A 25,024-nucleotide genomic window follows, 5' to 3' on the forward strand; every position below is an offset into this window, starting at 1 on the left:
GCTCGCGGTTGCGGGACGCGCGGTGTCGGCGCCGAGGCCGCAGCACGCGGTCAGCGGCGCTCCGCGCTCAGCGCTGGGCGCGCGCCCGGGAGGAGCCGAGGTACGCGACGACCAGGAAGAGGACGACCGCGGCCAGGAGGCAGGCGCCCGTGAGGGCGATGAAGAGACCGAGGCTCACCCCCCAAGCCTAACCGCCCGCGCGGGGCCGGCTCGACGCCGGCGGGGCGGGACGGCCCGCGGTCTCACGCGCTCTTGCGCGCCGCAGCCTTCTTGGTGCCCGTGGTGGCCTTCGTGGCGGTCTGCTTGGCGGTCGTCTTCTTGGCCGGGGCCTTCTTCGCGGCCGACTTCGAGGCAGTCGCCTTCGTCGTCGAGGACGCGGTCTTCTTGGCTGCGGCCTTGCGGGTGCCGCCGTCGTCGTCGCCGGCCGTCTTCTTCGCCGCGGTCTTCTTCGCGGGCTGCTTGGCCGCGGTCCTGCGCGCGGGCTTCGCCGTCTCGGCAGCGTCCTGCTCGTCAGCGGCGCCCTGCTCGTCGGCCTTGTCGTGCTGGGCCGCGCGAGCCGGGGCCGGCGCCCCGCCGGCCCGCTTCGCCTGCGCCGCCTCGACGCTCGCACGCAGCGCCGCCATCAGGTCGACGACGGTGCCGCCGGTGTCCGGCTCCTCCTGGTCCTCCTGCAGCTCGCGTCCGCCCGTCTTCGCGGCGACGAGCTCCTCCAGCGCGGTGCGGTAGTCGTCGGTGAACGCCGACGGGTCGAAGTCGTCGGACAGCGTGGAGATGTAGGACTCGGCCATCGCGACCTCCTGGTCGCGGATGTTGACGTCCTCGTCGGGCGCGAACGGCTCGGCCCCGCGCACCTCGTCCGGCCACAGCATCGTCTGCACGAGGAGGGCGCCGTCGCGCGGGCGCATGACGGCGAGCGACTCGCGGTTGCGCAGCGCGACCTTGACCAGCGCCGCGCGGCCGCTGCGCTCGAGCGCGTCGCGGAGCAGGACGTACGGCTTGTTGCCCGGCCCGTCGGCGGCGATGTAGTACGGCTTGGACATGTAGACGCCGTCGATCTGCTCCAGCGGGACGAACTGGAGGACGTCGATCGTGCGCTTCGTCGGGAGCGGGAGCGCCGCGAAGTCCTCGTCGGACAGGACGACGATGTCGCCGTCGGGCAACTCGAACCCCTTGACGATGTCGCGGTACGCGACCTCTTCGCCGTCGACCGAGCAGACCCGCTTGTACTTGATCCGGCCACCGTCGGCGTCGTGCACCTGCCGGAAGGAGATCCCCTTCTCCTCCGTCGCGGCGTAGAGCTTGACGGGAATGGACACGAGCCCGAAGGACACCGTGCCCTTCCAGATGGCCTGCATGGCGATCAGTCTCCCCGAACGGGCCGCGTGTGGAAACAGGGCGCGCGGGCACGTACGCCCGCAGAAGAGGCTGTGCGAGCGGCGGCCCCTCCGTCGGCACGACGATAGTGGCAGGGTGACAGCCGTTGGACGGCCTCCTGCACGTCGAGCGGGACGGGCCGTGCGCGGCACGAGCGGGTCGGCCCGTGCGAGGACAGCGGGACGGCCTGCGCGAGGAAGGAGCACCGTGGCGCCGACGAAGACGGGGGTCGAGGTCGAGGGCCGCCAGCTCGTGCTGACGAACCTGGACAAGGTGCTCTATCCCGACGTGGGGTTCACCAAGGGCGAAGTGATCGACTACTACGCCCGCATCGCCCCGGTCCTGCTGCCCCACCTCGCCGGCCGCGCGCTGACCCGCAAGCGCTACCCCGACGGCGTCGACAGCACCCCGTTCTTCGAGAAGAACGCCCCGCGCCACACCCCCGACTGGGTCCGCACGGTCGTGGTGCCCTCGCCGGGCAGCACGAAGGACCGGGAGACGGTCAACTACGTCGTGGTCGAGGGCCTGCCGACGCTCGTGTGGCTGGCCAACCTGGCGGCGCTCGAGCTGCACGTCCCGCAGTGGACCGTGGGCCCGCGGGGGGCGATCCACGACTCGGACCTGCTCGTGCTCGACCTCGACCCCGGGCCGCCGGCGACCGTCGTGGAGTGCTGCCAGGTCGCCCTGCTGCTGCGCGAGGTCCTCGCGCGCCCGGAGTACGGCGGGCTGCAGGCGTGGGCGAAGACGAGCGGATCCAAGGGCCTGCAGCTCTACGTCCCCATCGCGCCGCAGCCGGGGGAGAAGACGTCGGCGTACGCCAAGAAGCTCGCCGAGTGCCTGGAACGCGAGCACCCCGAGCTCATCGTCTCCCGGATGACGAAGGCGCTGCGGCCGGGCAAGGTGCTCATCGACTGGAGCCAGAACAACGCGGCCAAGACCACGGTCGCGCCGTACTCGTTGCGCGCGCGGGAGGCGCCGACGGTCTCGACGCCCGTCACGTGGGCCGAGGTCGAGGCCTGCGACAGCCCGCAGGACCTGCGGTTCACCGCGGCGGACGTGCTCGAGCGCGTGGACCGGTCGGGCGACCTGTTCGCACCGCTGCTCGAGCTGCGTCAGCGGCTGCCGGCCCCGCCCGGCTAGCGGTCGTGCGCCTGCCGCCTCGCCCAGCTAGTGGTCAGTCCGCGAAGCCCGGCAACCAGCGCTCGAGCTCGGAGCGGAAGGGCGCCTCCGTGCCGAGCTGGGACAGGACTCCGATGCCGCCCAGCCAGACCCGGTGGATGAGGAGGTACGCCGGCGGCATGTTGAGCTTGAGCCCGACCGTGTAGCCGGGCTGTCGCGGGTCGTTGATGCGGGCGAACTGCTCGCGCATCCAGTCGCGGGTGAAGCGGAAGCGCGGGGCGCTGGCCGGCTCGATGAACGGGGCGAGGTAGTCCAGCAGCGCATCGGGGTCGATCGTGACCCCGGGCTTGACGAACCCTTCGTCCCGCAGGCCGGCGAGCATCGTGTAGGCGGCGCCGTCGAGCGCGCGGCGCATCAGGGTGCCGATGGAGGGCGGCAGCCCTCCGGGCAGGCGGGCGACGGCGCCGAAGTCGAGCACTCCGAGCCGGCCGTCGGGCAGCACCCGGTAGTTGCCCGGGTGCGGGTCGGCGTGGAGCATCTCCACCCGGGCGGGCCCGGAGAAGAGGAACCGGACGTAGAGCAGTCCGACCCGGTCGCGCTCCTTCGGGCTGCCGTCCGCGATGAGCCGGGAGAGCGGCTCGCCCTCGAGCCACTCGGTGACGAGGACCCGCCCTGTGCCGGCGAGCACGGGAGGGACGGCGATCTCCGGGTCCCCGGCGTAGGCGGCGGCGAACGCGCGCTGCGCCTCGGCCTCCAGCCCGTAGTCCAGCTCCTCCGCGACCCGGTCGCGCAGCTCGCGCAGCAGCGGCTTCATGTCCAGGCCCGGGACAAGCGGGCCGATCACGCGCCCGAGCCGGCTCAGCTGGTCCAGGTCCGCCCGCAGCGCCTCGCCGGCGCCGGGGTACTGCACCTTGACCGCCACGGCACGGCCGTCGCTCCACCGCGCGCGGTGCACCTGGCCGATGGAGGCCGCGGCGGCGGGCACGTCCTCGAAGCCGGGCAACAGGTCGGCCCACCTGGGCCCGAGCTCGGCAGCGAGGACCTCACGGACGGTCGATGCCGGCATCGGTGGCGCGGCGTCCTGCAGCCGGGTGAGCGTGGATCGGTAAGGGGCCGCGACGTCCTCCGGCAGCGCCGCCTCGAAGATCGACATCGCCTGGCCGAGCTTCATCGCTCCGCCCTTGAGGTCGCCCAGCACCCTGAAGACCTGGTCGGCCGTCCTCGCCTGCACCTCGGCCGACACCTCATCGGCGGGGCGCCCGCCGAGCCGCTTGCCGAGCCCGAGCGCCGTCCGCCCCGCGAACCCGACGGGCAAGGCCGCGAGGCGGGCGGTGCGTGCCACGGCCTTGCGGGGTAGCTCGCTCACCAGACCATCCTGCCTGACGGACGGGGCGGACATGCCGTCCCGAACCGGTCATTCTCACAGGGCCCGGCCGCGCGCCACCCGGCAAGCCCGCGATGACGTACGGGCGTCGTCGACGGTCTGGCCCACGGACCGCGGCGCGAACTCGCGGCGCCCGCCCCAGCCGCATGTGCGAAGCGGACGATCCGGCCCCGCACGCTGGCGCGGTTCACGGCCGCCCGCCCCAGCCGCATCCGCAGAGCGGGTGCATCGACCAGGAGCGCCGCCGGGTCGGGCCGGCCGGCAGCGTCGTCTCGAGCGTGCCGCCACGCGCCGGCGGGCTCTCGTCGCCGTCGAGGTGCGCGAGCGCCTGCAGCGCCGCGCTCGCCGCAGCGAGCGCCGACAGCGCCACGTCGCAGCTGTCGGCCGGCGGCGTGCCGGGGACCGCCAGCTGCGCGGCGAGCCGGGGCCAGGCCGGATCGCGGTCGGTCCGGTGCAGGTCGAGGCAGCGCAGGCAGGCCGAGCGGCCGGGCAGCACGAGCGGGTCCACCACGGCGGTCGTCTCGCGCACGACGACCAGCAGATGCGGCACGCCGCTGCGTACGAGGGACTCGACCAGCTGTGGAGCCGGCGCCACGGTCGGGGCGAGCACGGCGAGGTCTGGCGGCGGCGAGCCGAGCGCTGGCGCCGCCCGCACGCCGGGTCCCCCGGCACGGGCGCCCGCGGGACGGCCCGCGAGGGCCCCCTCCGCCGGCTGCCCGCCGTGCGGGGAGGTGCGGGCGGCGTCGGCCCGGGAAGCGTCGTCCGGGTGGTCGGCAGCGACGGGCCGGCCACCACCGCCGGCCCAGCGTGGGCTTTCGCTCGGCGTGTCCCGGGCCTGGTCCGCAGGTCGGGCCGACCAGCGGGTCGCGGCGCGCTCCGCGGCCGCCCCGCGCGGAGCTCCCAGCCCGTCGGGCGCGTGGCCGCCCGGGCTGAGGTCGCCGGGGCGCACGGTCCCGGAGTCCTCGACCTCGACCGTGCCGACCCCGGCTGCGGCGAGCAGCGCGGCCACCGTCGCCCCGACGCGGCCGGCGCCGTGGACCCGCACCCGCCGCGAGAGCCGTGCGCGCAGCGCCGCGGCGCCGCCGTCGGTCGCCCCCTGGCTGAGCGACAGCGCCGACAGGTCCGGCAGGAGCCGCTCGCGGACCACCGGCGCCAGCTCGCGGAGCACCCGTCGGTCTGCGGCCGCGTCCTCCACGACGCCGCTGTCGGCGAGCAGGTCGAGCAGCACGCGTGCCGTGGTCGCGTCCACCCCGTAGGACGGGGCGCCCTGCAGCAGCTCTCCGGCCTCCCTGCTCCCGTCCAGCGACTGCAGCAGCCGGGCCGCGCCGGGCGCCAGCCCGCCGACCACGACCGCGCGATCGGCGTCGAGCCCGAGCTGGACGGTCGCCGGGTCGCGCCACAGGCGGCGGAGCGCTGGCTTGAGTGCTGGGCGCATGGGGCCTCCGGCGGGAGCGGGCGGTGCGGACGGCTGCAGCCTCCCCGAGCCGTCCCGCCCGGTGGCCGCGTCGTCCACAGGGCGGGCTCCACCGAGGCTCTCCGGCGCCCGCTCGTCCACAGGGCAGGCCCCGGAAAAGCGGAACGGGGCCGCTCCCGGATGGGAGAGGCCCCGCGTCGCGGTGGATCGGGCGCTGCGTGCCGTCAGGCCTTGCCGAGGATGCGGTTGAGCTTGGTGCCGCAGACCGGGCAGATGCCCTGCGCCATACGACGGCCGGAGTCGCTCACCTTGACCTCGCCGGTGAACTCCCGCTTCTCCTTGCACTTCACGCAGTACGCCTCGCCGCTGTAGCTCTCGGCCACGAGGATCTCCTTGTCGTCGGGGGAGCCGGGCTGGGCCAGGGGGAGGGTCTCCCCGGGGCCTCGACGCCCGGCGGGGGCTCCGAGCGGTGAGCCTATGCCAGGCGGCGGCCTACGCCGTGGAGGCCCACCGCGAGCGGGCGTGCCGTGGGCGTGCGCCAGAACCGGTCGGGGACCGGCGGGAGGCCGGTCCGGGGCGGCTCGAAGGGCGGGACCGGGGTCGGTCGGAGGGTCGGCCCGGATCGAACGGGAGGCCGGCCCGGGACCCGTCATGGGTTGTCGAGGGCCGGCCGAGAGCCGGGCAAGGGGACGTCAGCGGCCGGCAGGCGCACCGGTCCCCGGCCTGCGGACCGGGCGTGGACACGGCGCCCGCGCCATGTGCACGGCCCTGGGGACGACGTGGGCGCAACCTGTGGACGCGCCTGGGGATACCTCCACGTACACCGCCGTGACCTGCATCGACTGCGTCCCCTGCCTGTGGAGAGCGGCTCGCTTGAGCGTTCTGCCCCATCCAGGTGGAGATCCGGGGTAGCGTCCGAACATGGAGGGACCTCGGGCGCTGCCGGAGGGCGGCGACCAGGCCGCCGAGCGCTCCGCAGGCATCCGCAGAGCGCCGGACGGCAGCCTCGTCGACGTGCGGCGCAGCGCCCGCCGGCGGCGCACCGTCTCGGCCTACCGCGACGGGGACACCGTGGTCGTGCTGCTGCCCGCGGGGCTCGCCGCGGAGCAGGAGCGCCACTGGGTCACCACGATGCTGGAGCGGCTCGAGCTGCAGGAGCGGCGCCGCCGCCCGAGCGACGACGGCCTGCTCGACCGGGCCGGGGAGCTGTCGCGGCGCTACCTGCACGGCCGCGCCGTCCCCGCCACGGTGCGCTGGGTGGACAACCAGGGCAGCCGCTGGGGCTCGTGCACGCCCGCGGACGCCTCCATCCGGCTGAGCAGGCGGCTGCAGGGCATGCCGGGCTGGGTGCTCGACTACGTGCTGCTGCACGAGCTCGCCCATCTGATCGAGCCCGACCACGGGCCCGCCTTCTGGGCGCTGCTCGAGGCCTACCCGCGCACCGAGCGAGCGCGTGGGTTCCTCGAGGGGGTGGAGGCGAGCCGGGGGGTGCCGGACATCCCGAACGGCCGCCGGGCGGCGGACGGCGACGACACCGCGCCGGGCGGGGCGGCCGGCCGGGGCGCAGCAGTCGCCTGCGGCGGTGAGGGTGACGAGGGGGGCGAGAGCGGCACCGTGGGCGCGCAGGGGCCGTCCTGGACGACGGCCCACCCTGCGTACTAGTCCCGGCCCTGCCCGACCGGCTCGGCGAGGGCCCGCCCCGCAGCCGCGACGAGGGCGACGACGGAGGCGTCCGTCCCCGGGGGAAGGCTGTCGGTCGGGAACCACCGCAGCTCGAGGGACTCCTCGCTGACCTGCTCGACGGCGTCCGGCGACGCGATGGCGACGTACTGCACGTCGAGGTGGGCGACCGCGCTGCCCGGCCCGGCGCACGGCACGAGATGGCGGTCGAGCCGCACCGGCGCCGGCCGCAGCGCGAGCCCGGGGATGCCGGACTCCTCGGTCGCCTCGCGCAGGGCCGCGGCGTGCAGCGTCGGGTCGCCGGGCTCGCAGTGGCCACCGAGCTGCAGCCACCGGCCGAGCTTGCGGTGCAGCGTGAGCAGCACCCGCCCGCCGACGGGGTCGACGACGAGCGCGCTGGCCGTCAGATGGCCCGGCAGGCAGGCGCGCGCCATGCCGTCCGGGTACGCCGCGAGGTGGTCCAGGTAGGCCCGGCGCAGGGCGTCCTGGCCGGCGTCGGGCGGCTCCCACCCGGACAGGACCGCGACGGCGTCAGCGTGCAGGGTCACGGGCCGGACGGCGCGGGGGGCAGAGGGCGGTCGTCGGGGCCAGTGCCGGGCGCGCTTCCGCCGGTGCCCTGGTCCGGGCCCTCGGCCGTGCCTCCGCCGGCGCCCTGGTCCCGGCCCCCGGTCGGGCCCTCCTCCTCGGCGGCCGCTCCGGGAACCGGTCCCGGCTCGTCCGCGAGCAGGCCGGACAGGTCGAACGCCGCGTCGTCGGAAGCCGCGGCGAAGGCGGCGGGGGAGTCGAGGTCGTCGGAGCCGGGCAGCAGGTCCGGGTGCCCCCAGACCGCGTCCCTGCCCTCGATGCCGCGCACGTCAGCGACCGCCTTCCAGAGGGCAGCGGCCTCGCGCAGCCGGCGTGGGCGCAGCTCCAGGCCCACCAGGCTGGCGAAGGTCTGCTCGGCCGGGCCGCCGGTGGCCCGGCGGCGGCGCACGGCCTCCCGCAGCGCCGCGGCGTGCTTGAGGGCCGGCTCGGCGGCCGCGGCGACCACCTCGTCGACCCACCCCTCGACCAGGGCGAGCAGGGTCTCGAGCCGGGCGAGCGCCGCAGCCTGCGCAGGGGAGGGCTCGACGTCGAAGAGCCCGGAGCCCAGCGCCTCCTGCAGGGCGGACGGGTCGGAGGGGTCGAGCTGGGCCACCGCCTCCTCGATACGGCCGGTGTCGATCGTGATGCCGGAGGCGTAGGCCTCGACCTCGCCGAAGAGCCGGGCGCGCAGCCACGGGACGTGGGCGAACAGCCGCTGGTGGGCGGCCTCGCGCAGCGCGAGGTAGAGGCGTACCTCCTCCTCCGGGACCTCGAGGCCCTCGGCGAACGCGGCGACACCGGCCGGCAGCAGCGCGGCGCGGCCGTCGAGGAGGGGCACGCCGACGTCCGTCGAGCCCACGACCTCCCCGGCGAGCGCGGCCAGGCCCTGGCCCACCTGGGCGCCGAACATCGACGCCCCCATCGCGCGGACCATGCCGGAGAGCGGCCCGGTCAGCTGGGCGCCGAGTGCCTCGGGGCTCATGCCGCCGGCGCCGGCCAGGTCGCCGAAGCCGCGCTGGGCCTGCTCGGCGAGGGTCTCGCCCATGGCCGCGACCACCCGAGCGGCGACCGGCTCGACGAGGCCCTTCCAGCTGGGCAGGGTGTGCTCCACCCACTCGGCCCGGCTCCACGCCTGCGCGCGGGCGCCGGCGGCGGGCAAGGTGGTCGCCGGGTCGAGCCACAGGTCGGCCAGGCGCAGCGCCTGCTCCACCTGCTCGCGCTCCGCACCGCCCACCGACCTGTCCTTGCCGGCGATCCCTGCTCGGGCCACGTCCCGGGCGAGGTCCCAGTTGACGGGGCCGCCCGTCCACGACAGCAGCTGGCCGAGGCGCTGCAGTGCCGCCCCCATCGAGGCCGGGTCGCCCATGGCGCCGAGCAGCCCGAAGGGGTCCGAGGGGTCCGGGGAGCGCGGCGCGGGGTCGTTGCCGCCCTCGCCCCCGCCTCCCTGGCCGCCGCCGCCTGGCCCGCCGGAGCGTCCGGGCGGGCCGAAGCCGAACGGGACGCCGCTCATCGCGCGCCCGGGGCGACGACGTCGGGCCGGTCGCTTGGCAGGATGTGGGCGATGAACGCCGCGGCCTTGCTCATGGGTCCCACCGTATCCGCGGGGCCGGACGAGGCGCGCCCTCGCGAAGGGCTGACGTGAGCGCCGCGAGCGGGGTTCGCCCAGGGCGCAGCGGGCGCGGGCCGACCGTGGCGGTCACCGGCGCCGCGGCCGGGGTCGGACGGCAGGTCGCGGGGCTGCTCGTCGCCCACCCCGACGTCGCGCAGGTGGTGGCGCTCGACGACCGGACCGGCGACCAGCCGGGGCTTCACGGGGCCACCAGCCGCCTCGTGGACGTGCGCAGCCCATCGCTCGTCGACGCGCTCGCCGGGGTTGACGTGCTCGTCGCGCTGCAGCCCGAGCCCGCCGTCGCCGGGGACGACGAGGCCGGGCTCGACGGCCCGCACGCGCCGCACGACTACGCCCGGGCGGCCGCCGCGGTCCTCACCGCCGCCGCGGCGTCGGGCGTACGCCGCGTGGTGCTCGTGACGTCCGCGATGGTCTACGGCGCGCTCCCCGACAACCCGGTGCCGCTGGACGAGGACGCGCCGCTGCGTGCCCTGCCCGACTCGGCGGTGGTCGGCGACCTGCTCGAGGTGGAGGCGCTCGCGGACCGCTCGCGCGCGGCCCGCCCGTCGCTCGAGGTCACGGTCGTGCGCCCCGCCCCGCTGGTCGGGCCGGGCGTGGAGAGCGCGCTGACCCGGCACTTCGAGGCGCCACGGCTGCTGGTCGTACGCGGCACCCGGCCGCGCTGGCAGTTCTGCCACGTCGACGACCTCGCCTCCGCCCTCGTGCTCGCCGCCCTCGGCCGCGTCGAGGGCGCGGTGACGGTGGGGTGCGAGGGCTGGCTGGAGCAGGAGCGGGTGGAGCAGCTGTCCGGGCTCCGCCGCATCGAGCTCCCCGCGACCCTGGCGTTCGGCACGGCCGAGCGGCTGCACCGCTTCGGCGTGGTGCACGAGTCGGCGGCCGACCTGGCCTACGTCGTGCACCCCTGGGTCGTTCCGTCGACCCGGCTGCTGGCGGCCGGGTGGCGGCCGGCGTACGACAACGAGACCGCCCTGGGGCAACTGCTCGAGCAGGCTTCGACCACGGCCGGGCGGCGCGCGGGCCGCCGCGACGCGACGCTCGGCGCCGCGGGCGCCGCCGTCGCGGTGGTCGGCACCGCCGCGCTCGTCCGCCGGGCCCGCCGGAGGAGGCGCTGATGACGACGCCCGAGCAGCGACAGGAGCCGAGCGGGGAGGTACGCCTCGTCGCCGTGCGCGACACGCCGCTCTCGGTGGACGAGGTGATGGACGCGGTGCGGCACGACGGCGCGGGCGGCATCGTCACGTTCGTCGGGGCCGTCCGCGACTCCGACGGCGGCCGCGCGGTGACGGGGCTCGGCTACTCCGCGCATCCGAGCGCCGCGCAGGCGCTGCAGGAGGTGGCGGCCGAGGCCGCGGCGGTGCCCGGCGTGCGCGCGGTGGCCGTAGTGCACCGGGAGGGCGACCTGGCGCTGGGCGACCTTGCCGTCGTGGCCGCCGTCGCAGCAGCCCACCGGCAGCAGGCCTTCGCCGCGTGCGCGCGGCTGATCGACGAGCTCAAGGCGCGCGCCCCGATCTGGAAGCACCAGCTCTTCGCCGACGGCGGGGAGGAGTGGGTGGGCTCGCCCTGAGCCCGGACGGGCCTTTCGCGCTGGAACGGCCTCGTCGGCTGCCGTCGTTACCCTGGACGGACACGGGGCAGCGGACCGTCGCCGTCCCGAAGCGCACGGCCCGAACGCTCAGGAGAGTTGCGAACGTGGACCAGCTCGCCTGGCTGGCGATCCCGGTGGTCGCGGTGGTGCTCGCGATCGCGTGGGTCGCGTGGGCGGGCCGCACACGACCGCCGGCCGACACGCACGAGACGGTCGAGGGCTACCGCCGCTTCACGGCGGCGCTGGACTCCGCCGCGCGCAGCGGGCGCGTGGAGGAGCCCGCGAGCACGGACGACGACCCCGATCCGGGCGCGCGCCGATGACGCCGGAGCACCAGCCGCACGAGCCCGGGGCAGCATCCCCGGCCGGAGGCGGCGCCGCCCCGACGGGCGCGTACGCCGCGCCCGTGCCTGCGGCGGCTCCCGACGATGGCGCCGCGCAGCCGCCGGCCTCCGACCGGCAGGGCCTGCTCGGCATGGGCCGGCGCGCCTCCACCCTCACCTTCGCGGCGGCCGTCGTGGTGCTGCTGACCGCCATCGCGGCGCTGCTGCCCGTCCCCTACGTGGTCCTGATGCCCGGGCCGACGAGCAACACGCTGGGCTCGGTCGAGGGGCAGGGCGAGGTCATCAGCGTCTCCGGGCGCAAGACCTATCCCACGTCCGGTCATCTGCAGCTGCTCACGGTCTCCGTACGCGGTGGCCCCGGCGCGCGGATGGACCTGTTCGACGCGGTGCGCGGGTGGCTGGACTCCGCCGACGCCGTGGTGCCGCGCGAGAGCGTCTACCCGGAGGGCCAGACGCGCGAGCAGGCCCGCCAGCTCAACGCCGAGGAGATGGCGGCCTCGCAGAGCAACGCGACGACGGCCGCGCTGCACTACCTCGAGATCCCGATGGACGTCGTCGTGCAGGCCGTGCTCAAGGACGCCCCGGCCGAGGGGGTCGTACGCGCCGGCGACGTGATCGTCGCGGTGGACGGCGAGGCGGTGGCCGACCCGGAGGCCGTGCGCGCGGCGATCTCCGCGCACGAGCCCGGCGACACGGTCGTCGTGACCGTCGAGCGCGGCGGCGAGCGGCTGCGGCTGACGCTGAAGACCGTCGACGGGGGAGGCGGCCGGGCGATGATCGGCGTCACCCCCTCGGCGCGGGTCCGTGCCCCGTTGAAGGTCGACATCAAGCTCGAGGACGTGGGCGGGCCGAGCGCCGGCATGATGTTCGCCCTCGGGCTGATCGACAAGCTGACGCCGGGGGAGCTCACCGGCGGCGCCTTCGTCGCCGGCACCGGCACGATCAGCGAGCAGGGGGAGGTCGGCCCGATCGGCGGCATCCAGCAGAAGCTGGTGGGCGCGAGGCGCGCCGGCGCCACGGTCTTCCTCGCACCGGCCGCCAACTGCGCCGACACCCGCGGAGCGGTGCCCGACGGGCTCCGCGTGGTCAAGGTCGCCTCTCTGGAGGAGGCCGTGACCGCGCTGGACACGCTGCGCGAGGGGGACGCGGCGAAGGTCGCGGCCCTGCCCTCCTGCGCCTGACCTCGCCGTTCGCCGCGCCCGTCGCTCGCCCGCGCTGCCCTCGCTGACGCTGCCTGCGAAGCCCGGCGGCCAGGGCGTCAGTCGGCGAGCGTGGCCGCCAGCGCGTCGGCCAGCCCTGGGAGCAGGTCCGGGCCGCGCAGCACGGCGAGGTCGTCGTCATGGGACCGCATGCGCAGGGCGCACGAGCGCTCGCCGCCGCGCAGGACGCCGACGGCGACGCGTACCTCCTGCCGTTGCGGGTGGGCCGCGAGCCACTCGAGCGCCTCCTGCTCGTCGGCGGGCATGCCCTCCTCGGCCTCCGGCGGCAGCACGAGCCGCTCGACCACCAGCGCGGTGCCCAGCACGTCGTCCGGCCAGGCGATGCCGCCGAGCAGCTCCTCGATCGTGGCGTGGCGGGGCAGCTCGTCCTGCTCGACCGGGGTGAGCGACCCGGGCTCGGGCTCCTCGCCGAGCGCCGCGGCCAGCGCCGGCTCGCGGGCGAGCAGCTCCGCGGTAGGGACGAGGGCGTACAGCCGGGGCGGCCGGTCCCACCCGGCGGCGGCGGCGTGCCGCTCCACCTCGGCCACGACCGCCTCGAGCGGTGACGGGGGCGGGGGGAGGGAAGGGGCGGGGCTCTCGGTCATCCCGCCATCGTGGCACCGCGGGGCCCTGCACCCGGGGTGGCCGCGCTGGCGCGGGAACTCGGGCGTCCCTGGCGTAAGTTGAGCCGGAACGGGCGCCGTGCCGCCAGACGCCCGGCGTGACCCCGACCCCGCAACCTAGGTGCTGTCTTCGTGAGCTTCTCGATGCCGCGTGACCCGGGGCGTGCGCCCCGACTTCCCCTGTCGCGACGCCGGGGGCGGGTGCTGCTGCCAACGCTGGCCATCCTCGTCGCGCTGGCGCTCGCGTTCGCCGTGTTCACGGCGTACTACACGGAGCTGCTGTGGTTCCGCTCCGTCGACGCCTCGGGCGTCTTCAACCGTCGGCTGGGCACGAGCATCGCGCTCTTCCTCGTCTTCGGCCTGCTCACCGCGGGGGCCGTGCTGCTCAACGCGGTGCTGGCGCACCGCTCGCGCCCGCCCTACATCGCGACGTCGCAGGAGCAGCAGAGCCTCGACCGCTACCGGATGGGCATCGAGCCCTTCCGCAAGATCCTCGTGATCGGGCTGGCGGTCCTGCTCGGCCTGCTCGCGGGCGGCTCGGCGGCGGGCGAGTGGAAGACGTTCATGCTCTGGCGCTACGGCGGGTCCTTCGGCACGCAGGACCCGCAGTTCGGCATGGACGTGTCGTTCTTCACCTTCGACCTGCCGTGGTACCGGTTCCTCGTCGGGTTCGGCTTCGCCGTGACGGTCCTCAGCCTGCTCGTCACCGTCGCCGTGCTCTACCTCTACGGCGCGATCCGGCTGCAGGGGGTCGGGGACCGCACGACGACCGGTGCGCGGATCCACCTCAGCGTGCTGCTCGGCGTGTTCGTGCTGCTGAAGGCGGTGGCGTACTTCCTCGACCGCTACTCGCTCGAGACCCGCGACGCGCGGGTCGGCCGCGCGGACCTCACCGGCATGACCTACACGGACATCAACGCGCTGCTGCCGGCGAAGACGATCCTCGCCTGGGTCGCGGTGATCTGCGCCGTCCTCTGCTTCGCCAACATCGCCCGCCGCACCTGGGTGCTCCCCGGCCTCGGGGTCGGCACGCTGGTCATCGCCGCGGTCCTCATCGGCGGCCTCGTGCCCGCGCTGTTCCAGCAGTTCCGGGTCAAGCCGAGCGAGGCGGACCGCGAGGCGGCGCAGATCAAGCGCAACATCGCCTCGACGCGCGAGGCCTACCAGATCGGGGACGTCGACCGGCGGTCCTTCAACGCGCAAGCGGGGGCGGCGGTCCCAGAGAGCTCCCCGACGGTCGACAACATCCGGCTCATCGACCCGCTCGTCGTGTCCGACACGTTCACCGCCCGCGAGCAGGACAAGGCGTGGTACGAGTTCGCCAGCCCGCTCGACGTCGACCGCTACGACATCGACGGCGAGCAGGTCGAGACGGTCGTGGCGGTCCGCGAGATCGACACGTCCAAGCTCGACGCCGGGCAGCGCAACTGGACCAACGAGCGCACCGTCTACACCCACGGCTACGGCTTCGTGGCCGCGCCGAGCGACACCCCGACCTCCAACGGCGAGCCGAGCTTCCTGCGCTCGGGCACGCTGGAGGACTACGAGCCGCGGGTCTACTTCGGGGAGAAGTCGCCGACGTACTCCGTGGTCGGGGCGCCCGAGGGAAGCGCGCCGTACGAGGTGGACAACCCCGAGGACGACCGGTCGCGCAACACCTACACCGGGGACGGCGGCGTCAGCATCGGCTCGTTCCTGAACCGCACGATGTACGCGCTGAAGTACCGCGACACCAACCTGCTGCTGTCCAACCGCGTCAACGCCCAGTCGCGGATCCTGTACGACCGCGAGCCGCGCGAGCGGGTCGAGAAGGTCGCGCCGTGGCTGACGGTGGACGGCAACCCCTACCCGGCGATCGTCGACGGCAAGATCCTCTGGATCCTCGACGGCTACACGACGTCGAACTCCTACCCGTACTCGACGCGCACCGAGCTCGGCAGCGCCACGGCCGACGTGCTCAACGCGACCGACGCGACCGTGGTGGCGCGGCAGAGCGACCAGCGCGTCAACTACATCCGCAACTCGGTCAAGGCGACGGTCGACGCCTACACCGGCGAGGTCAAGCTCTACGCCTGGGACGAGCAGGACCCCGTCCTCAAGGCCTGGCGCAGCGCCTTCCCCGGCACGGTCGAGGACCGGTCCGCCATCGATGGCGTCGAGGGGCTGCTCGACCACATCCGCTACCCCGAGGACCTGTTCAAGGTGCAGCGCGAGCTCTACTCGCGCTACCACGTGGACGACCCGCGGACGTTCTTCAGCAGCACGGACTTCTGGCGCATCCCGCAAGACCCGACGCGCAACGTCGACGACGAGGTGCAGCCGCCCTACTACCTGACCCTGCAGACCGGCGACATGCCGAGCGAGGCGTTCTCGCTGACGACGACCTTCGTCCCGATCGGCCGGCGCGACAACCTCACGGCCTTCATGACGGTCAACAGCGACCCGAACTCCGACGAGTTCGGCAAGATCCGCGTCCTCGCGGTGCCGTCGACGTCGGGGCAGATCAACGGCCCGCAGCTGGCGCAGAACGCGCTGACCTCGAACCAGCAGATCGCCGAGCGCATCACGCTGCTGCAGGGCCGTGGCGGGTCCTCGAGGGTCGAGTACGGCAACCTGCTCACGCTGCCCGTCGGCTCCGGGGACTCCGCCGGCTTCGTCTACGTGGAGCCGGTGTACGTCCGGGCGAGCACCGGGACGACCTACCCGCTGCTGCAGATCGTCCTGGCCTCGGACGGCACCCGCAACGTCTACGCGAGCACGCTCGACGACGCGCTGGCCGAGCTGGAGCGGCTGCGGCGGGGGAGCGGGGCGGCCAGCCCGCCCACGACCACGCCGCCGGAGGACGGGGCCGCCCCGGACCCGGGCGCGTCCCCGTCGCCGCCGACGACCGGTGGGACCGGGGGCACGACCCTCGAGGAGGCGCTGGTCGACGCGCAGGAGGCCTACCAGGACGGTCAGCAGGCGCTGCAGCGCGGCGACTTCACGGCGTACGGCGAGGCGCAGCAGCGCCTGAAGGACGCGCTCGACCGGGCGACTGCGGCCTCGAACGGCGGCGGGTCGGCTGCCCCGTCGGCCTCGCCCTCTGCAGGGGCGTCGGCTGAAGCGTCGGCGGAGGCGCCGCCGAGCCCGGCGAGCACGGCGGAGTCGCGCTAGACACCGGGATTTGGCCTGCCGGCCACGGGCACGTATGCTGGCAGAGCCGACGCGGGGTGGAGCAGCTCGGTAGCTCGCTGGGCTCATAACCCAGAGGTCGCAGGTTCAAATCCTGCCCCCGCTACAAGATCCGCAGGCCCTGCCTTCTGGCAGGGCCTGCGGCGTTTCCGGCCCTGGACGCGTGAGCTCTCGGCGTCAGGCCGGCGTGCTGTGGGCGCGAGGGCGTCCTGCGGATTGGTGATCCGCAGATCGGCGATCGGCACTTCGGCTGCGGCTTTCGGTCGCTAGGGCTGTCGCGTACGGCGGGCGTCGGACCGATGTGGTGCGACCGCTCGCTCCCGCATTAGGTATGCTGTGAACACCGACGCGGGGTGGAGCAGCTCGGTAGCTCGCTGGGCTCATAACCCAGAGGTCGCAGGTTCAAATCCTGCCCCCGCTACAAGACCGGAGCGATCCGGCGGCCAGGCCCAGGTCTTCGACCTGGGCCTTCGTCGTTCCCGGGCGGCCCCCGTCATCCCCCCTTGCGACCGGCCTTCGGCTGCCGCCCGGCAGCGGGCCGCAGTCGCCTTCCCGCACCGGGCCGCAGTCGCCGTCCAGCGCCGCGATCAGCCGGGCGACCTCCCGGTCGGGGTGCTCGGCGCGCATGACCGCACCCATCACCGCGACGGCTGCGGCACCGGCGGCGCGGCACGCGGCGGCGGTGTGCGGGTCGATGCCGCCCAGCGCCACCAGCGGCAGCCCCGGGGCGGCGCGGACGAGACCGGCCAGGCCGTCGAGCCCGAGCGCCGGCCCGTAGCCCGGCTTCGACGCGGTCAGGAAGACCGGCGAGACCGTGACGTAGTCGCAGCCCTCCTCGCTCGCCGCCAGCACCTGAGCCACGTCGTGGCACGAGCGGCCCACGAGGGCCGGCCGCTCGTCCGGCAGCCGGTCCGCCGCCGCGAGGTGGACGGCGGCCGCGCCGGGCACCGCCCCCGCGAGGACGAGCAGCCCCTCGACCGGGTCGAGCACGGCGCGCAGCCGCTCGGCGAGCCGCAGCCGCTCGTCGAGCGGGAGGTCCTTCTCCCGCAGCACGACCCCGCGCGCGCCGCCCTGCACAGCGGCGGCCACGGTGTCGACCAGGGGCCGCTGGCACTGCCTCCGGTCGGTCAGCACGAGCAGCCGCGGCAGGGTCACAGCTGCGCCAGCCCCGCCATGGGTGTGGAGGCCTCGGCGTGCCACCGCCGGGGGATGCGCCCCGCGCGGAAGGCGAGCCGGCCACCCTCGACGGCGTACCGCATCGCCAGTGCCATGGCCTCGGGGTCGCGCGCCCGGGTCACTGCCGAGGCGAGCAGCACCGCGTCACAGCCGAGCTCCATCGCCAGGGCCGCGTCCGACGCCGTGCCGATGCCCGCGTCGAGGACCACCGGGACGGTGACGGACTCGCGGATCAGCGCGATGTTGTGCGGGTTGCGGATGCCGAGGCCCGAGCCGATGGGCGAGCCGAGCGGCATGACCGCGGCGCAGCCGACGTCGGCGAGCCGGCGCGCGACGATCGGGTCGTCGCTGGTGTAGGCGAGGACGCGGAAGCCGTCCATGACCAGCTGCTCGGCTGCCTCCAGGAGCTCCACCGGGTCAGGGAGCAGGGTCCGCTCGTCGCCGATGACCTCGAGCTTCACCCAGTCGGTCTCGAAGGCCTCGCGCGCGAGCTTGGCGGTGAGCACCGCCTCGCGGGCCGTCATGCAGCCGGCGGTGTTGGGCAGCAGGCGCACCCCCGCGCGCTCGACCACTTCGAGCAGCGTCCCGCCGTCCCCCGGGCTGACCCGGCGCAGGGCGACCGTGACGATCTCGCTGCCCGACGCGGCGAGCGCCCGGTCGAGCACCTCCAGGCTCGGTACGCCGCCCGTCCCCAGCAACAGCCGTGACCCGAAGCTCGCCCCGGCCAGCTCGAGCCGGTCCGCCGTCTCCTCCGCCCGCGGCGCGGGCATGCTCTCGACCGTCATCTCAGCCACCCGCCACCGGCACGAGCACCTCGAGCGCGTCGCCGGCGCCGAGGACGGTGGTGTCCCACGCCGTCCGCGGCACGACCTCGCCGTTCAGGGCCACCGCCGCCCGGCGTGCCCCCGGCGCGGACAGCTGCACGACGTGCCCGACCGTCGCGGCGTCGTCCACGGAAGCCTGCTTCCCGTTCACTTGCACGATCACGGTGCCGTGACCTCCCGTTGCGCGTCGATCGACTGGAACCTCTGGGGCGAGAACCGCTGCAGCAGCGGTGATGCCTGGCCCGTCGCCAGGAGCTCGGCGACGAGGTCGGCGGTGACCGGTGCCAGCAGCACGCCGTTGCGGTGGTGGCCGGTGGCGAGGACCAGCCCCGGCAGCGCCGACGCCCCGAGTAGCGGGGCGTTGTCGGGCGTGCCTGGTCGCCAGCGGGCCAGCGTCTCGACGAGCTCGAGCTCGGAGACGCCGGGCACGATCTCGGCGGCGTCGTGGAGCAGGTCGTGCACGGCGCCGGCCGTCACTCGCCCGTCGAAGCCCAGCTCGTCCGTCGTCGCCCCCACGACCAGGCGCCCGTCCGCCTGCGGCACCAGGTAGGCCGCTCTCCCGTGGACCATCCCGCGCACGGTGCCGGACAGCAGCGGCTCACCGCGCAGCCGCAGGATCTGCCCCTTCACCGGGCGGACCGGCACCGTGCCGGGCGGCAGGCCCGGCAGCCGCCCGCTCCAGGCGCCGAGGGCGAGCACTACGGCGGGCGCGCGCAGGTCGCCGTCACACAGGCGTACGCCCATGGCCCGGCCGTCCTCCACGACGAGGCCTTCGACCCGGGACGGCAGCAGCTCGACCCCTGCGCTCCGGCACGCCGTGAGCAGCGCCGCGGACAGGGCGCGCGGGTCCACGGAATGGTCGTCGCGGACGAGCACACCGCCGCGGAGCCGCGGGGTGAGCGCGGGCTCGCGTCGTCGGCAGGCGCTCGCGGTCAGGCGGTCCGCGGCGAGCCCGAGCTCGCGGTGGAAGTCGTGCAGGGCGAACAGCGCCCGCAGGTCGTCCTCGTCGAACCCGACGAGGAGCGTGCCCGCCGTCCGCAGCCCCACCGACAGCCCGCTGGCCCGCTCGACCTCCGCGACGAACGACGGGTAGCGAGCAAGGGATGCGTGCGCGAGCTCGAGCAGCGACTCCTCGCCGTACGCGGCCTCTGCGACCGGCGCGAGCATCCCCGCGGCGGCGTGGGACGCGCCGCTGCCGGGGGCGTCGTCGACGACCGTGACCCGCAGCCCGTGCTGCGCGGCGCGCCAGGCGACCGCCAGCCCCACGAGCCCGCCGCCGGCGACGACGACGTCGGCCGGGGCACGAGCAGGAATGCTCACGCGATGCTCCCTACGCCGGCATTACCCGGACAGGTTCCAGCGGTCGGCAGCGCTTCGTAGCCGCCCTCTCAGCCCGGTCGTCCCGAGCTCCCGCACAGCGGCGCGGAGTCTACGGCCTCGTGCTCCCCGGGCGCGCCGGCGCGGTCGCCGGGGGACGTCGGGGTCCGGGGCTCGCCGGGCCGGGACCTTCGTCCCACGGCCCCGTCGGGACCTTCGCCCGAGCCCTGTCGGGATCACCCGGGCGGCCCTCTGAACTGCCTGCTGCGCAGCCGTTTCTCCCGCTGACGACGGCAGCGCACGGACGCCTGCCGCGAAGCGCAGGAGGCGTTGCACAATGACTGCTCGCACGGCACGGGGCGTGGCCTGGGCCGGGACGGCCACGGTGGTGGCCCTGCTGGCCGCCGCCATGACGCCCGTCGCCCCGCCGGCCGAGGCCGCGACGGCCGTCGGCGCGTCGGCGTGGGGCCAGAACGCGTACGCCCAGCTCGGCGACGGCACCACCACGGCGCGCAAGACGCCGGTCACCGCGCGGCTCGGCGGCCGGGCCGCGGGCCTCGCCGCCGGCGACCGGCACAGCCTCGCCGTGGCCGAGGACGGGACCGTCCTCGCCTGGGGCAGCAACGCGTACGGGCAGCTCGGCGACGGGACCGTCACCACCCGCAAGACCCCGGTCCGGGTGGGGACGCTGACCGACGTGGTGGCGGTCGCCGCCGGCGCGTACGCCAGTGTCGCGCTGCGCGCAGACGGCACCGTCTGGGCGTGGGGGCGCAACACCGCCGGCCAGCTCGGCGACGGCACGCTGACCAACCGCAGGACGCCGGTCAGGGTGCCGGGCCTCACGGACGTGCGGGCCATCGCGGCGGGAGACACCTTCACGCTCGCGGTCAAGACCGACGGCACGGTCTGGGCCTGGGGGGCGAACGCCTCCGGCCAGCTGGGCGACGGCACGGTCACGACCCGCAAGAGCCCGGTGCGCGTGACCGGGATCTCGAACGTCCTCTCCGTGGCGGCGGGCATCGCCTCCTCGGTGGCGCTGCGCGCCGACGGCACGGTGTGGACGTGGGGGGCCAACGCGTACGGCCAGCTCGGCGACGGCACGCTGACCACCCGCAAGACGCCCGTGCAGGCGGTCGGCGTCACCGGCGCCGTGGCGGTCGACGCCGGCGACCAGGACACGCTGGTGCTGCGCAGCGACGGGACCGTCCGGGCCTGGGGCCGCAACCAGAGCGGCCAGCTCGGCGACGGGACGACGACGACCCGCAGGACCGCGGTGTCCGTGACCGGCCTGGCCGGCGTGACCGGCATCGCGGCCGGTGACACGCACACCCTCGCGGTGCTCGCGGACGGCACGGTCCGCGCGTGGGGCGCGAACGGCAACGGCCAGCTCGGCGACGGCACGGCGACCGCGCGCAAGACGCCGGTCGTGGTGAAGGGGCTCAGCGAGGCCGGGGTGATCGCGGCCGGCACGGCGCACACCCTCGCCGCCGCGCGCAACGAGGCCTCCGGGCCGCAGCCGTCGGGCTGGTGGCCGGCCGAGGGCGACGGGGACGACGCCGCCGGGGACCTGACGGCGTCGCTCGGCGCCGGCGTCGGCTTCACGACGGGTGCGGTCGCGTGCGCCTTCGACGTCCCCGCGGACAGCGCGGTCGAGATCGCCGACGACCCCGCGGTCGAGCCCCGCGCCGCCTTCTCGTTCTCCGCGTGGGTCTCCCCGCAGGCCGTGACCGGCCGCCGCGTCGTCGCCGCCAAGTCGGAGGACGGCCGGCAGGCCTGGGCGCTCGCGGTCGTGGACGGCAAGCTCTCCGTCGACGTCAGCGCGGACGGCTCCGACGTCCGGACCGTCACCTCGACCTCCGCCGTCGTCGCCGCGAAGCGCTGGCAGCAGGTGGCCGTGACGTTCGACGGCTCTGTGACCGAGCCCGAGCGCGTGAAGCTGTACGTCGGCGGCCTGCCCGTCGCGGCCGCCGCCACCGCAGGCCCGCACTCCTCGGTCGCCGACGTGGCCGGGCCGCTGCGCCTCGGCGGCCCCGGCTGGTCCGGAGGGATCGACGAGGCCCGCGTCTTCCCCGGCCCGCTGACGGCCGCCCAGGTCGCCGACGTGCAGGCCGGTGACGTGGCGAGCGCCGGCGCGCCGTGCGACCTCGTGGCGCCGGTGACCGCGGCCGCCCTCTCCCCGAAGCCCAACACCGCCGGCTGGAACAACGCCCCGGTGGCCGTCACGCTGACCGCGACCGACAACACCGGCGGCACCGGCGTCGGCTCGCTGACCTACTCCGCGTCGGGGGCGCAGGAGGTCGAGGAGGACTCGGCCGACGGCGACACCGCGACCCTCACGGTCACCGAGGAGGGCCTCACGACGGTCTCCGCCTCCGCCTCCGACACCGCCGGCAACACCGAGGAGGCGCGTGCCTTCGCCGTGCGGGTCGACCGCTCCGCGCCGACGGCGACCGTCTCCCGCGCCCCCGCGGCCAACGCCCAGGGCTGGAACAACGGCCCCGTCACGGTCGCCTGGGAGTGCGCCGACGCCGTCTCCGGGGTCGCGTCCTGCCCCGCGCCGCGCACCTTCGACACCGACGGCGCCGGCCAGTACGCCCTGGGCAGCGTCGTCGACGCGGCCGGCAACACCGCCGCCGTCCGCAGCGGTGACGTGAGCATCGACACGACGGCGCCGACCCTCACGGCGGGCCTGGCCGTCGCGCCTCACGCGTCCGGCTGGTACCGCGAAGACGTGCGCGTCAGCTGGTCCGCCACCGACGCGCTCTCCGGCATCGATGGGGCCGCACCGGCCGACGGCGTCATCGACGGCGAGGGCCGCGGGCTCACGACGAGCGCGCGGGTCTCCGACCGGGCCGGCAACGTCACCGTGGCCACGTCGCCCGCCGTCTCCATCGACCGTACGGCCCCCGTCACGACGGCGTCCGCGCCCGAGGGCTGGGTACGCGGCGCGGCCGTGAAGCTCTCGGCGGCCGACAACCTCTCCGGTGTCGCGGCCACCTGGTGGCAGCTCGACGAGGGGCAGCCGCAGCAGGGTGACCACGTCGACATCGACGAGGACGGCATCCATGATCTCCGCTTCTGGAGTGTCGACGCTGCGGGCAACGCCGAGGAGCCGGCGACCGTGCGGGTCCACGTGGACTCCACCGCGCCCGTCGTCACCCACCGGCTCGACCCCGAGCCGAACGCCCTCGGGTGGCTCCGGGACGACGTCACCGTGACCTTCGACTGCGCCGACGGCACCTCCGGCGTCGCCGAGTGCACCGCCCCGGTGCGCGTCACCGCAGAGGGAGCGGGCCGGACGGTGACGGGCTCCGCCCGTGACGCGGCCGGCAACACCGCGACCGACGTCGCCGTCGTGTCGATCGACCGGACGGCTCCCGCCGTGACGCCGTGGGTCGACGCGGTCGCCGCCGCCTCGGGCTGGTTCAACACCCCGGTGACCGTGTCCTTCGACTGCGCCGACGCGCTCTCGGGCGTCGTCGAGTGCGCCGGGCCGGTCACGCTCGGGGAGGGCCGCGGGCAGTCCGCTACGGGCACCGCCACCGACGCGGCGGGCAACGAGGGGAGCGGCACCCGCTCGGGCGTCGACGTCGACCTCACGGCCCCGACGCTGGCGGGCTCCGCCGGTGAGCGGCCCACGAGCGGCTGGTGGCGCGACGACGTCGTCGTCCGCTGGGAGTGCGACGACGCGCTCTCCGGGATCGACGGCGGCTGCCCGGCGCCTGCCTCTCTCACCGGCGAGGGCGAGCTCTCGACCGTCGCGAGCGTGGCCGACCGGGCGGGCAACACGACCGTGGCGCGCGTGGACGGCGTACGCATCGACCGCACCGCCCCTGTCACGACGGCGGACGTGGCCGCGGCGCTGGCGACGGGCTGGCACTCCGGCCCGGTCGAGGTGGCGCTGGCCGCCACGGACGCGCTGTCCGGCGTCTCGGTGACCCGCTACTCGGTCGACGGGGTGACGGCGTCCTACGACGGGGCCTTCACGGTCAGGGAGCCGGGCGTGCACGAGATCCGCTTCTGGAGCGAGGACGTCGCGGGCAACGTCGAGCCCGCGGGCTCGCTCACCGTCCGCATCGACGGCATCGCGCCGGCCGTCGCGGCGTCGTTCACACCCGCCCCGAACGCCGAGGGGTGGAACAACAGCCCCGTCGACGTGACGTTCACCTGCGGCGACGACGAGTCCGGCGTCGCCGAGTGCCCCGCGCCCGTCTTCGTCGGTGAGGACGGGGCCGGGCGCGCCGTGGCCGGCACCGCCGTGGACGCCGCGGGCAACGCGTCCACCGCGACCGCCGTCGTCAACCTCGACACCAGGGCGCCCGAGGTGTCGGGTGCCGCGACGACCGAGCCCGCAGCCACGGGCTGGCACCGCGAGCCGGTGACGGTCGCCTTCCGCTGCGCGGACGAGCTGTCCGGCGTCGCCGACTGCCCCGCCGCCGTCACGGTGGACCGGGAGGGCGAGGGGGTCGTCGTGAGCGGGACCGCCACGGACCGGGCCGGCAACGTGTCCGAGCCGGCCGAGGTCTCCGTGGACGTCGACCTGACGGCGCCGTCCGTCGCCCTGGCCGGCGGCCCGTCCGGCACGGTGGAGTTCGGGCAGGTCCCGGACGCCCCGACCTGCGAGGCCCGGGACGCCACGAGCGGTGTGGCCGGCTGCGTGGTGGACGGCTACGGCATCGAGGTCGGCGAGCACGTCGTGACCGCGACCGCGACCGACGCTGCGGGGTGGACGAGCACGGCCACCCGCGCCTACACGGTGGTCAAGGCCCGCCAGGCCATCCGCTTCGACGCCCTCGGCGACAAGCGCGCCGGTGACCCGGACGTCAACGTCGTGGCCGTCGCCTCGTCGGGGCTGCCGGTCGAGCTCCGCGCAAGCGGCGCGTGCACCGTGTTCGCGACGACGGTCCACCTCGTCGGGGCGGGCCAGTGCTCGATCACGGCCTCGCAGCCCGGCAACGGCAGCTACGAGCCGGCGGCAGACGTCACCCGCACCTTCACGGTCGCGACCACCGTCCTCGACGGCTTCGACCGAGCCAACGGCTGGGTCGGGTCGGACTGGGCCGGCACTGTGGGCACGGCGTTCTACCGGGTCTCCGGGCGCGCGCTCGACGTCCGGGCCGGCGGCCCGCTCGTCTACCGGGCCCCGTTCGGCACGACGCAGGAAGCGCAGATCACCCTCACGGACGTCGACCCGCGCAGCCATGCGGTCGGGGTGCTGCTCAAGGCGCAGACGGGCAGCATCCCGAGCGCCGGGGCGATCTCGGTGACGTACGACGCGAAGGAGAAGGCGGTCGAGGTCTCGACCTTGCGGGTGGGGACGCTATCCTGGAAGGTCTACACCGGCAAGGCGGTCACGTTCGCCGACGGCGACGTGCTGCGCGCCCGGGTGACGGCCGCTGGCGACGTGCAGGTCTACCGCAACGCGACGCTCGTCACGACCGTCACGCTGAGCGCGGCCGACAAGGCCTTCTTCAACCCCAAGGGCGGCCAGATCGGGATCTGGGCCCACCCCTCGACGAGCGGCCTGGTCGACGACTTCGGCGGCGGCACGGTCGGCTGAGACGGGCCACGACACGACAGCGGCGCCGGAGGGCATCCTCCGGCGCCGCTGTCGTTGAAC

General features: G+C 75.5%; 18 protein-coding genes, 2 tRNA genes, 1 pseudogene and 1 riboswitch. Of the genes and pseudogenes, 10 read left to right on the top strand and 11 right to left on the bottom strand.

The window, feature by feature from the left end:
- Positions 1–242 precede the first annotated feature (242 nt).
- Positions 243–1,355, bottom strand: a complete 1,113-nt coding sequence (ku, locus tag G9H71_RS05720) for a non-homologous end joining protein Ku (RefSeq protein ID WP_166279450.1) — start codon at positions 1,353–1,355, stop codon at positions 243–245.
- Between the two features lie 226 nt (positions 1,356–1,581).
- Between ku and ligD the strand changes: the two genes are divergently transcribed.
- Positions 1,582–2,514 carry a non-homologous end-joining DNA ligase gene (gene ligD / locus G9H71_RS05725; protein ID WP_166279453.1) on the top strand — a complete coding sequence of 311 codons (933 nt, stop codon included), beginning with the start codon at positions 1,582–1,584 and terminating at the stop codon, positions 2,512–2,514.
- Between the two features lie 34 nt (positions 2,515–2,548).
- Here the strand turns inward: ligD and G9H71_RS05730 are convergent, their stop codons facing one another.
- The 3 genes from G9H71_RS05730 to G9H71_RS24935 all read right to left on the bottom strand — a co-directional run bounded on the left by G9H71_RS05730 (position 2,549) and on the right by G9H71_RS24935 (position 5,674).
- Positions 2,549–3,859, bottom strand: coding sequence for an ABC1 kinase family protein (locus G9H71_RS05730; protein ID WP_166279456.1), 1,311 nt, complete (start codon positions 3,857–3,859; stop codon positions 2,549–2,551).
- A gap of 205 nt (positions 3,860–4,064) precedes the next feature.
- On the bottom strand, positions 4,065–5,312 hold the full coding sequence (locus G9H71_RS05735; RefSeq protein ID WP_166279459.1) for a ThiF family adenylyltransferase: 1,248 nt from the start codon (positions 5,310–5,312) through the stop codon (positions 4,065–4,067).
- 203 nt (positions 5,313–5,515) lie between these two features.
- Entirely contained in the window at positions 5,516–5,674 is a 159-nt protein-coding gene (locus tag G9H71_RS24935) for a DUF5679 domain-containing protein (RefSeq protein WP_166170634.1), read from the bottom strand.
- Between the two features lie 631 nt (positions 5,675–6,305).
- Between G9H71_RS24935 and G9H71_RS25460 the strand changes: the two are divergent.
- A pseudogene (locus G9H71_RS25460) lies at positions 6,306–6,785 on the top strand (M48 metallopeptidase family protein); the annotation flags it as partial.
- A 164-nt stretch (positions 6,786–6,949) separates the two neighbouring features.
- Here G9H71_RS25460 and G9H71_RS05750 read toward each other — a convergent pair.
- Complete coding sequence (locus G9H71_RS05750) at positions 6,950–7,519, bottom strand: NUDIX hydrolase (protein ID WP_166279465.1); 570 nt, start codon at positions 7,517–7,519, stop codon at positions 6,950–6,952.
- Positions 7,516–9,045, bottom strand: coding sequence for a zinc-dependent metalloprotease (locus G9H71_RS05755; protein ID WP_166279468.1), 1,530 nt, complete (start codon positions 9,043–9,045; stop codon positions 7,516–7,518). Before G9H71_RS05755 ends, G9H71_RS05750 begins: the two co-directional genes overlap by 4 nt.
- Before the next feature lie 128 nt (positions 9,046–9,173).
- On the opposite strand from G9H71_RS05755, the gene G9H71_RS05760 reads away from it, so the two are divergent.
- The 4 genes from G9H71_RS05760 (at position 9,174) to G9H71_RS05775 (ending at position 12,275) form a co-directional block, all read left to right on the top strand.
- Positions 9,174–10,277 (top strand): NAD-dependent epimerase/dehydratase family protein, encoded by a 1,104-nt coding sequence (locus G9H71_RS05760; RefSeq protein ID WP_166279471.1) that lies wholly within the window; start codon positions 9,174–9,176, stop codon positions 10,275–10,277.
- Entirely contained in the window at positions 10,277–10,729 is a 453-nt protein-coding gene (locus G9H71_RS05765) for a molybdenum cofactor biosynthesis protein MoaE (RefSeq protein WP_166279474.1), read from the top strand. Before G9H71_RS05760 ends, G9H71_RS05765 begins: the two co-directional genes overlap by 1 nt.
- A gap of 125 nt (positions 10,730–10,854) precedes the next feature.
- Positions 10,855–11,073, top strand: a complete 219-nt coding sequence (locus tag G9H71_RS05770) for a hypothetical protein (protein ID WP_166279477.1) — start codon at positions 10,855–10,857, stop codon at positions 11,071–11,073.
- Entirely contained in the window at positions 11,070–12,275 is a 1,206-nt protein-coding gene (locus G9H71_RS05775; RefSeq protein WP_231134270.1) for a YlbL family protein, read from the top strand. The genes G9H71_RS05770 and G9H71_RS05775 overlap by 4 nt, the downstream gene beginning before the upstream one ends.
- A 77-nt stretch (positions 12,276–12,352) precedes the next feature.
- On the opposite strand, the gene G9H71_RS05780 is transcribed toward G9H71_RS05775, so the two are convergent.
- Positions 12,353–12,898, bottom strand: coding sequence for a PPA1309 family protein (locus tag G9H71_RS05780; protein ID WP_166279480.1), 546 nt, complete (start codon positions 12,896–12,898; stop codon positions 12,353–12,355).
- A gap of 219 nt (positions 12,899–13,117) precedes the next feature.
- On the opposite strand from G9H71_RS05780, the gene G9H71_RS05785 reads away from it, so the two are divergent.
- From G9H71_RS05785 to G9H71_RS05795, 3 genes are all read left to right on the top strand, one after another.
- On the top strand, positions 13,118–16,069 hold the full coding sequence (locus G9H71_RS05785; protein ID WP_331272773.1) for a UPF0182 family membrane protein: 2,952 nt from the start codon (positions 13,118–13,120) through the stop codon (positions 16,067–16,069).
- 50 nt (positions 16,070–16,119) lie between these two features.
- Positions 16,120–16,193 (top strand) — tRNA-Met (locus G9H71_RS05790).
- A gap of 241 nt (positions 16,194–16,434) precedes the next feature.
- Positions 16,435–16,508 (top strand) — tRNA-Met (locus tag G9H71_RS05795).
- Here G9H71_RS05795 and G9H71_RS05800 read toward each other — a convergent pair.
- The 4 genes from G9H71_RS05800 to thiO all read right to left on the bottom strand — a co-directional run bounded on the left by G9H71_RS05800 (position 16,490) and on the right by thiO (position 19,407).
- On the bottom strand, positions 16,490–17,242 hold the full coding sequence (locus G9H71_RS05800) for a thiamine phosphate synthase (RefSeq protein WP_331272774.1): 753 nt from the start codon (positions 17,240–17,242) through the stop codon (positions 16,490–16,492). The genes G9H71_RS05795 and G9H71_RS05800 overlap by 19 nt on opposite strands.
- The gene (locus G9H71_RS05805) at positions 17,239–18,033 is read right to left on the bottom strand and encodes a thiazole synthase (protein ID WP_166280508.1); all 795 of its coding nucleotides are present in this window, start codon (positions 18,031–18,033) and stop codon (positions 17,239–17,241) included. Before G9H71_RS05805 ends, G9H71_RS05800 begins: the two co-directional genes overlap by 4 nt.
- A gap of 16 nt (positions 18,034–18,049) precedes the next feature.
- Positions 18,050–18,250, bottom strand: coding sequence for a sulfur carrier protein ThiS (gene thiS, locus G9H71_RS24410; protein ID WP_166279483.1), 201 nt, complete (start codon positions 18,248–18,250; stop codon positions 18,050–18,052).
- Positions 18,247–19,407 carry a glycine oxidase ThiO gene (gene thiO, locus G9H71_RS05815; protein ID WP_331272775.1) on the bottom strand — a complete coding sequence of 387 codons (1,161 nt, stop codon included), beginning with the start codon at positions 19,405–19,407 and terminating at the stop codon, positions 18,247–18,249. Before thiO ends, thiS begins: the two co-directional genes overlap by 4 nt.
- Positions 19,398–19,511: riboswitch (TPP riboswitch) on the bottom strand. (Overlaps the previous gene by 10 nt.)
- 230 nt (positions 19,512–19,741) lie before the next feature.
- Here thiO and G9H71_RS05820 point away from each other — a divergent pair.
- On the top strand, positions 19,742–24,964 hold the full coding sequence (locus G9H71_RS05820; protein ID WP_166279486.1) for an RCC1 domain-containing protein: 5,223 nt from the start codon (positions 19,742–19,744) through the stop codon (positions 24,962–24,964).
- Positions 24,965–25,024 lie beyond the last annotated feature (60 nt).

The organism is Motilibacter deserti (genome assembly GCF_011250635.1).
GTDB classification, from domain to species: Bacteria; Actinomycetota; Actinomycetes; order Motilibacterales; family Motilibacteraceae; genus Motilibacter_A; species Motilibacter_A deserti.

Excerpts from the sequence above, each read along its gene's own strand:
- ku (WP_166279450.1), bottom strand. The coding sequence starts at position 1,355 with ATGCAGGCCATCTGGAAGGGCACGGTGTCCTTCGGGCTCGTGTCCATT.
- G9H71_RS05765 (WP_166279474.1), top strand. The coding sequence starts at position 10,277 with ATGACGACGCCCGAGCAGCGACAGGAGCCGAGCGGGGAGGTACGCCTC.
- G9H71_RS05805 (WP_166280508.1), bottom strand. The coding sequence starts at position 18,033 with ATGCCCGCGCCGCGGGCGGAGGAGACGGCGGACCGGCTCGAGCTGGCC.
- G9H71_RS05780 (WP_166279480.1), bottom strand. The coding sequence starts at position 12,898 with ATGACCGAGAGCCCCGCCCCTTCCCTCCCCCCGCCCCCGTCACCGCTC.
- G9H71_RS05775 (WP_231134270.1), top strand. The coding sequence starts at position 11,070 with ATGACGCCGGAGCACCAGCCGCACGAGCCCGGGGCAGCATCCCCGGCC.
- G9H71_RS05820 (WP_166279486.1), top strand. The coding sequence starts at position 19,742 with ATGACTGCTCGCACGGCACGGGGCGTGGCCTGGGCCGGGACGGCCACG.
- G9H71_RS05755 (WP_166279468.1), bottom strand. The coding sequence starts at position 9,045 with ATGAGCGGCGTCCCGTTCGGCTTCGGCCCGCCCGGACGCTCCGGCGGG.
- G9H71_RS05735 (WP_166279459.1), bottom strand. The coding sequence starts at position 5,312 with ATGCGCCCAGCACTCAAGCCAGCGCTCCGCCGCCTGTGGCGCGACCCG.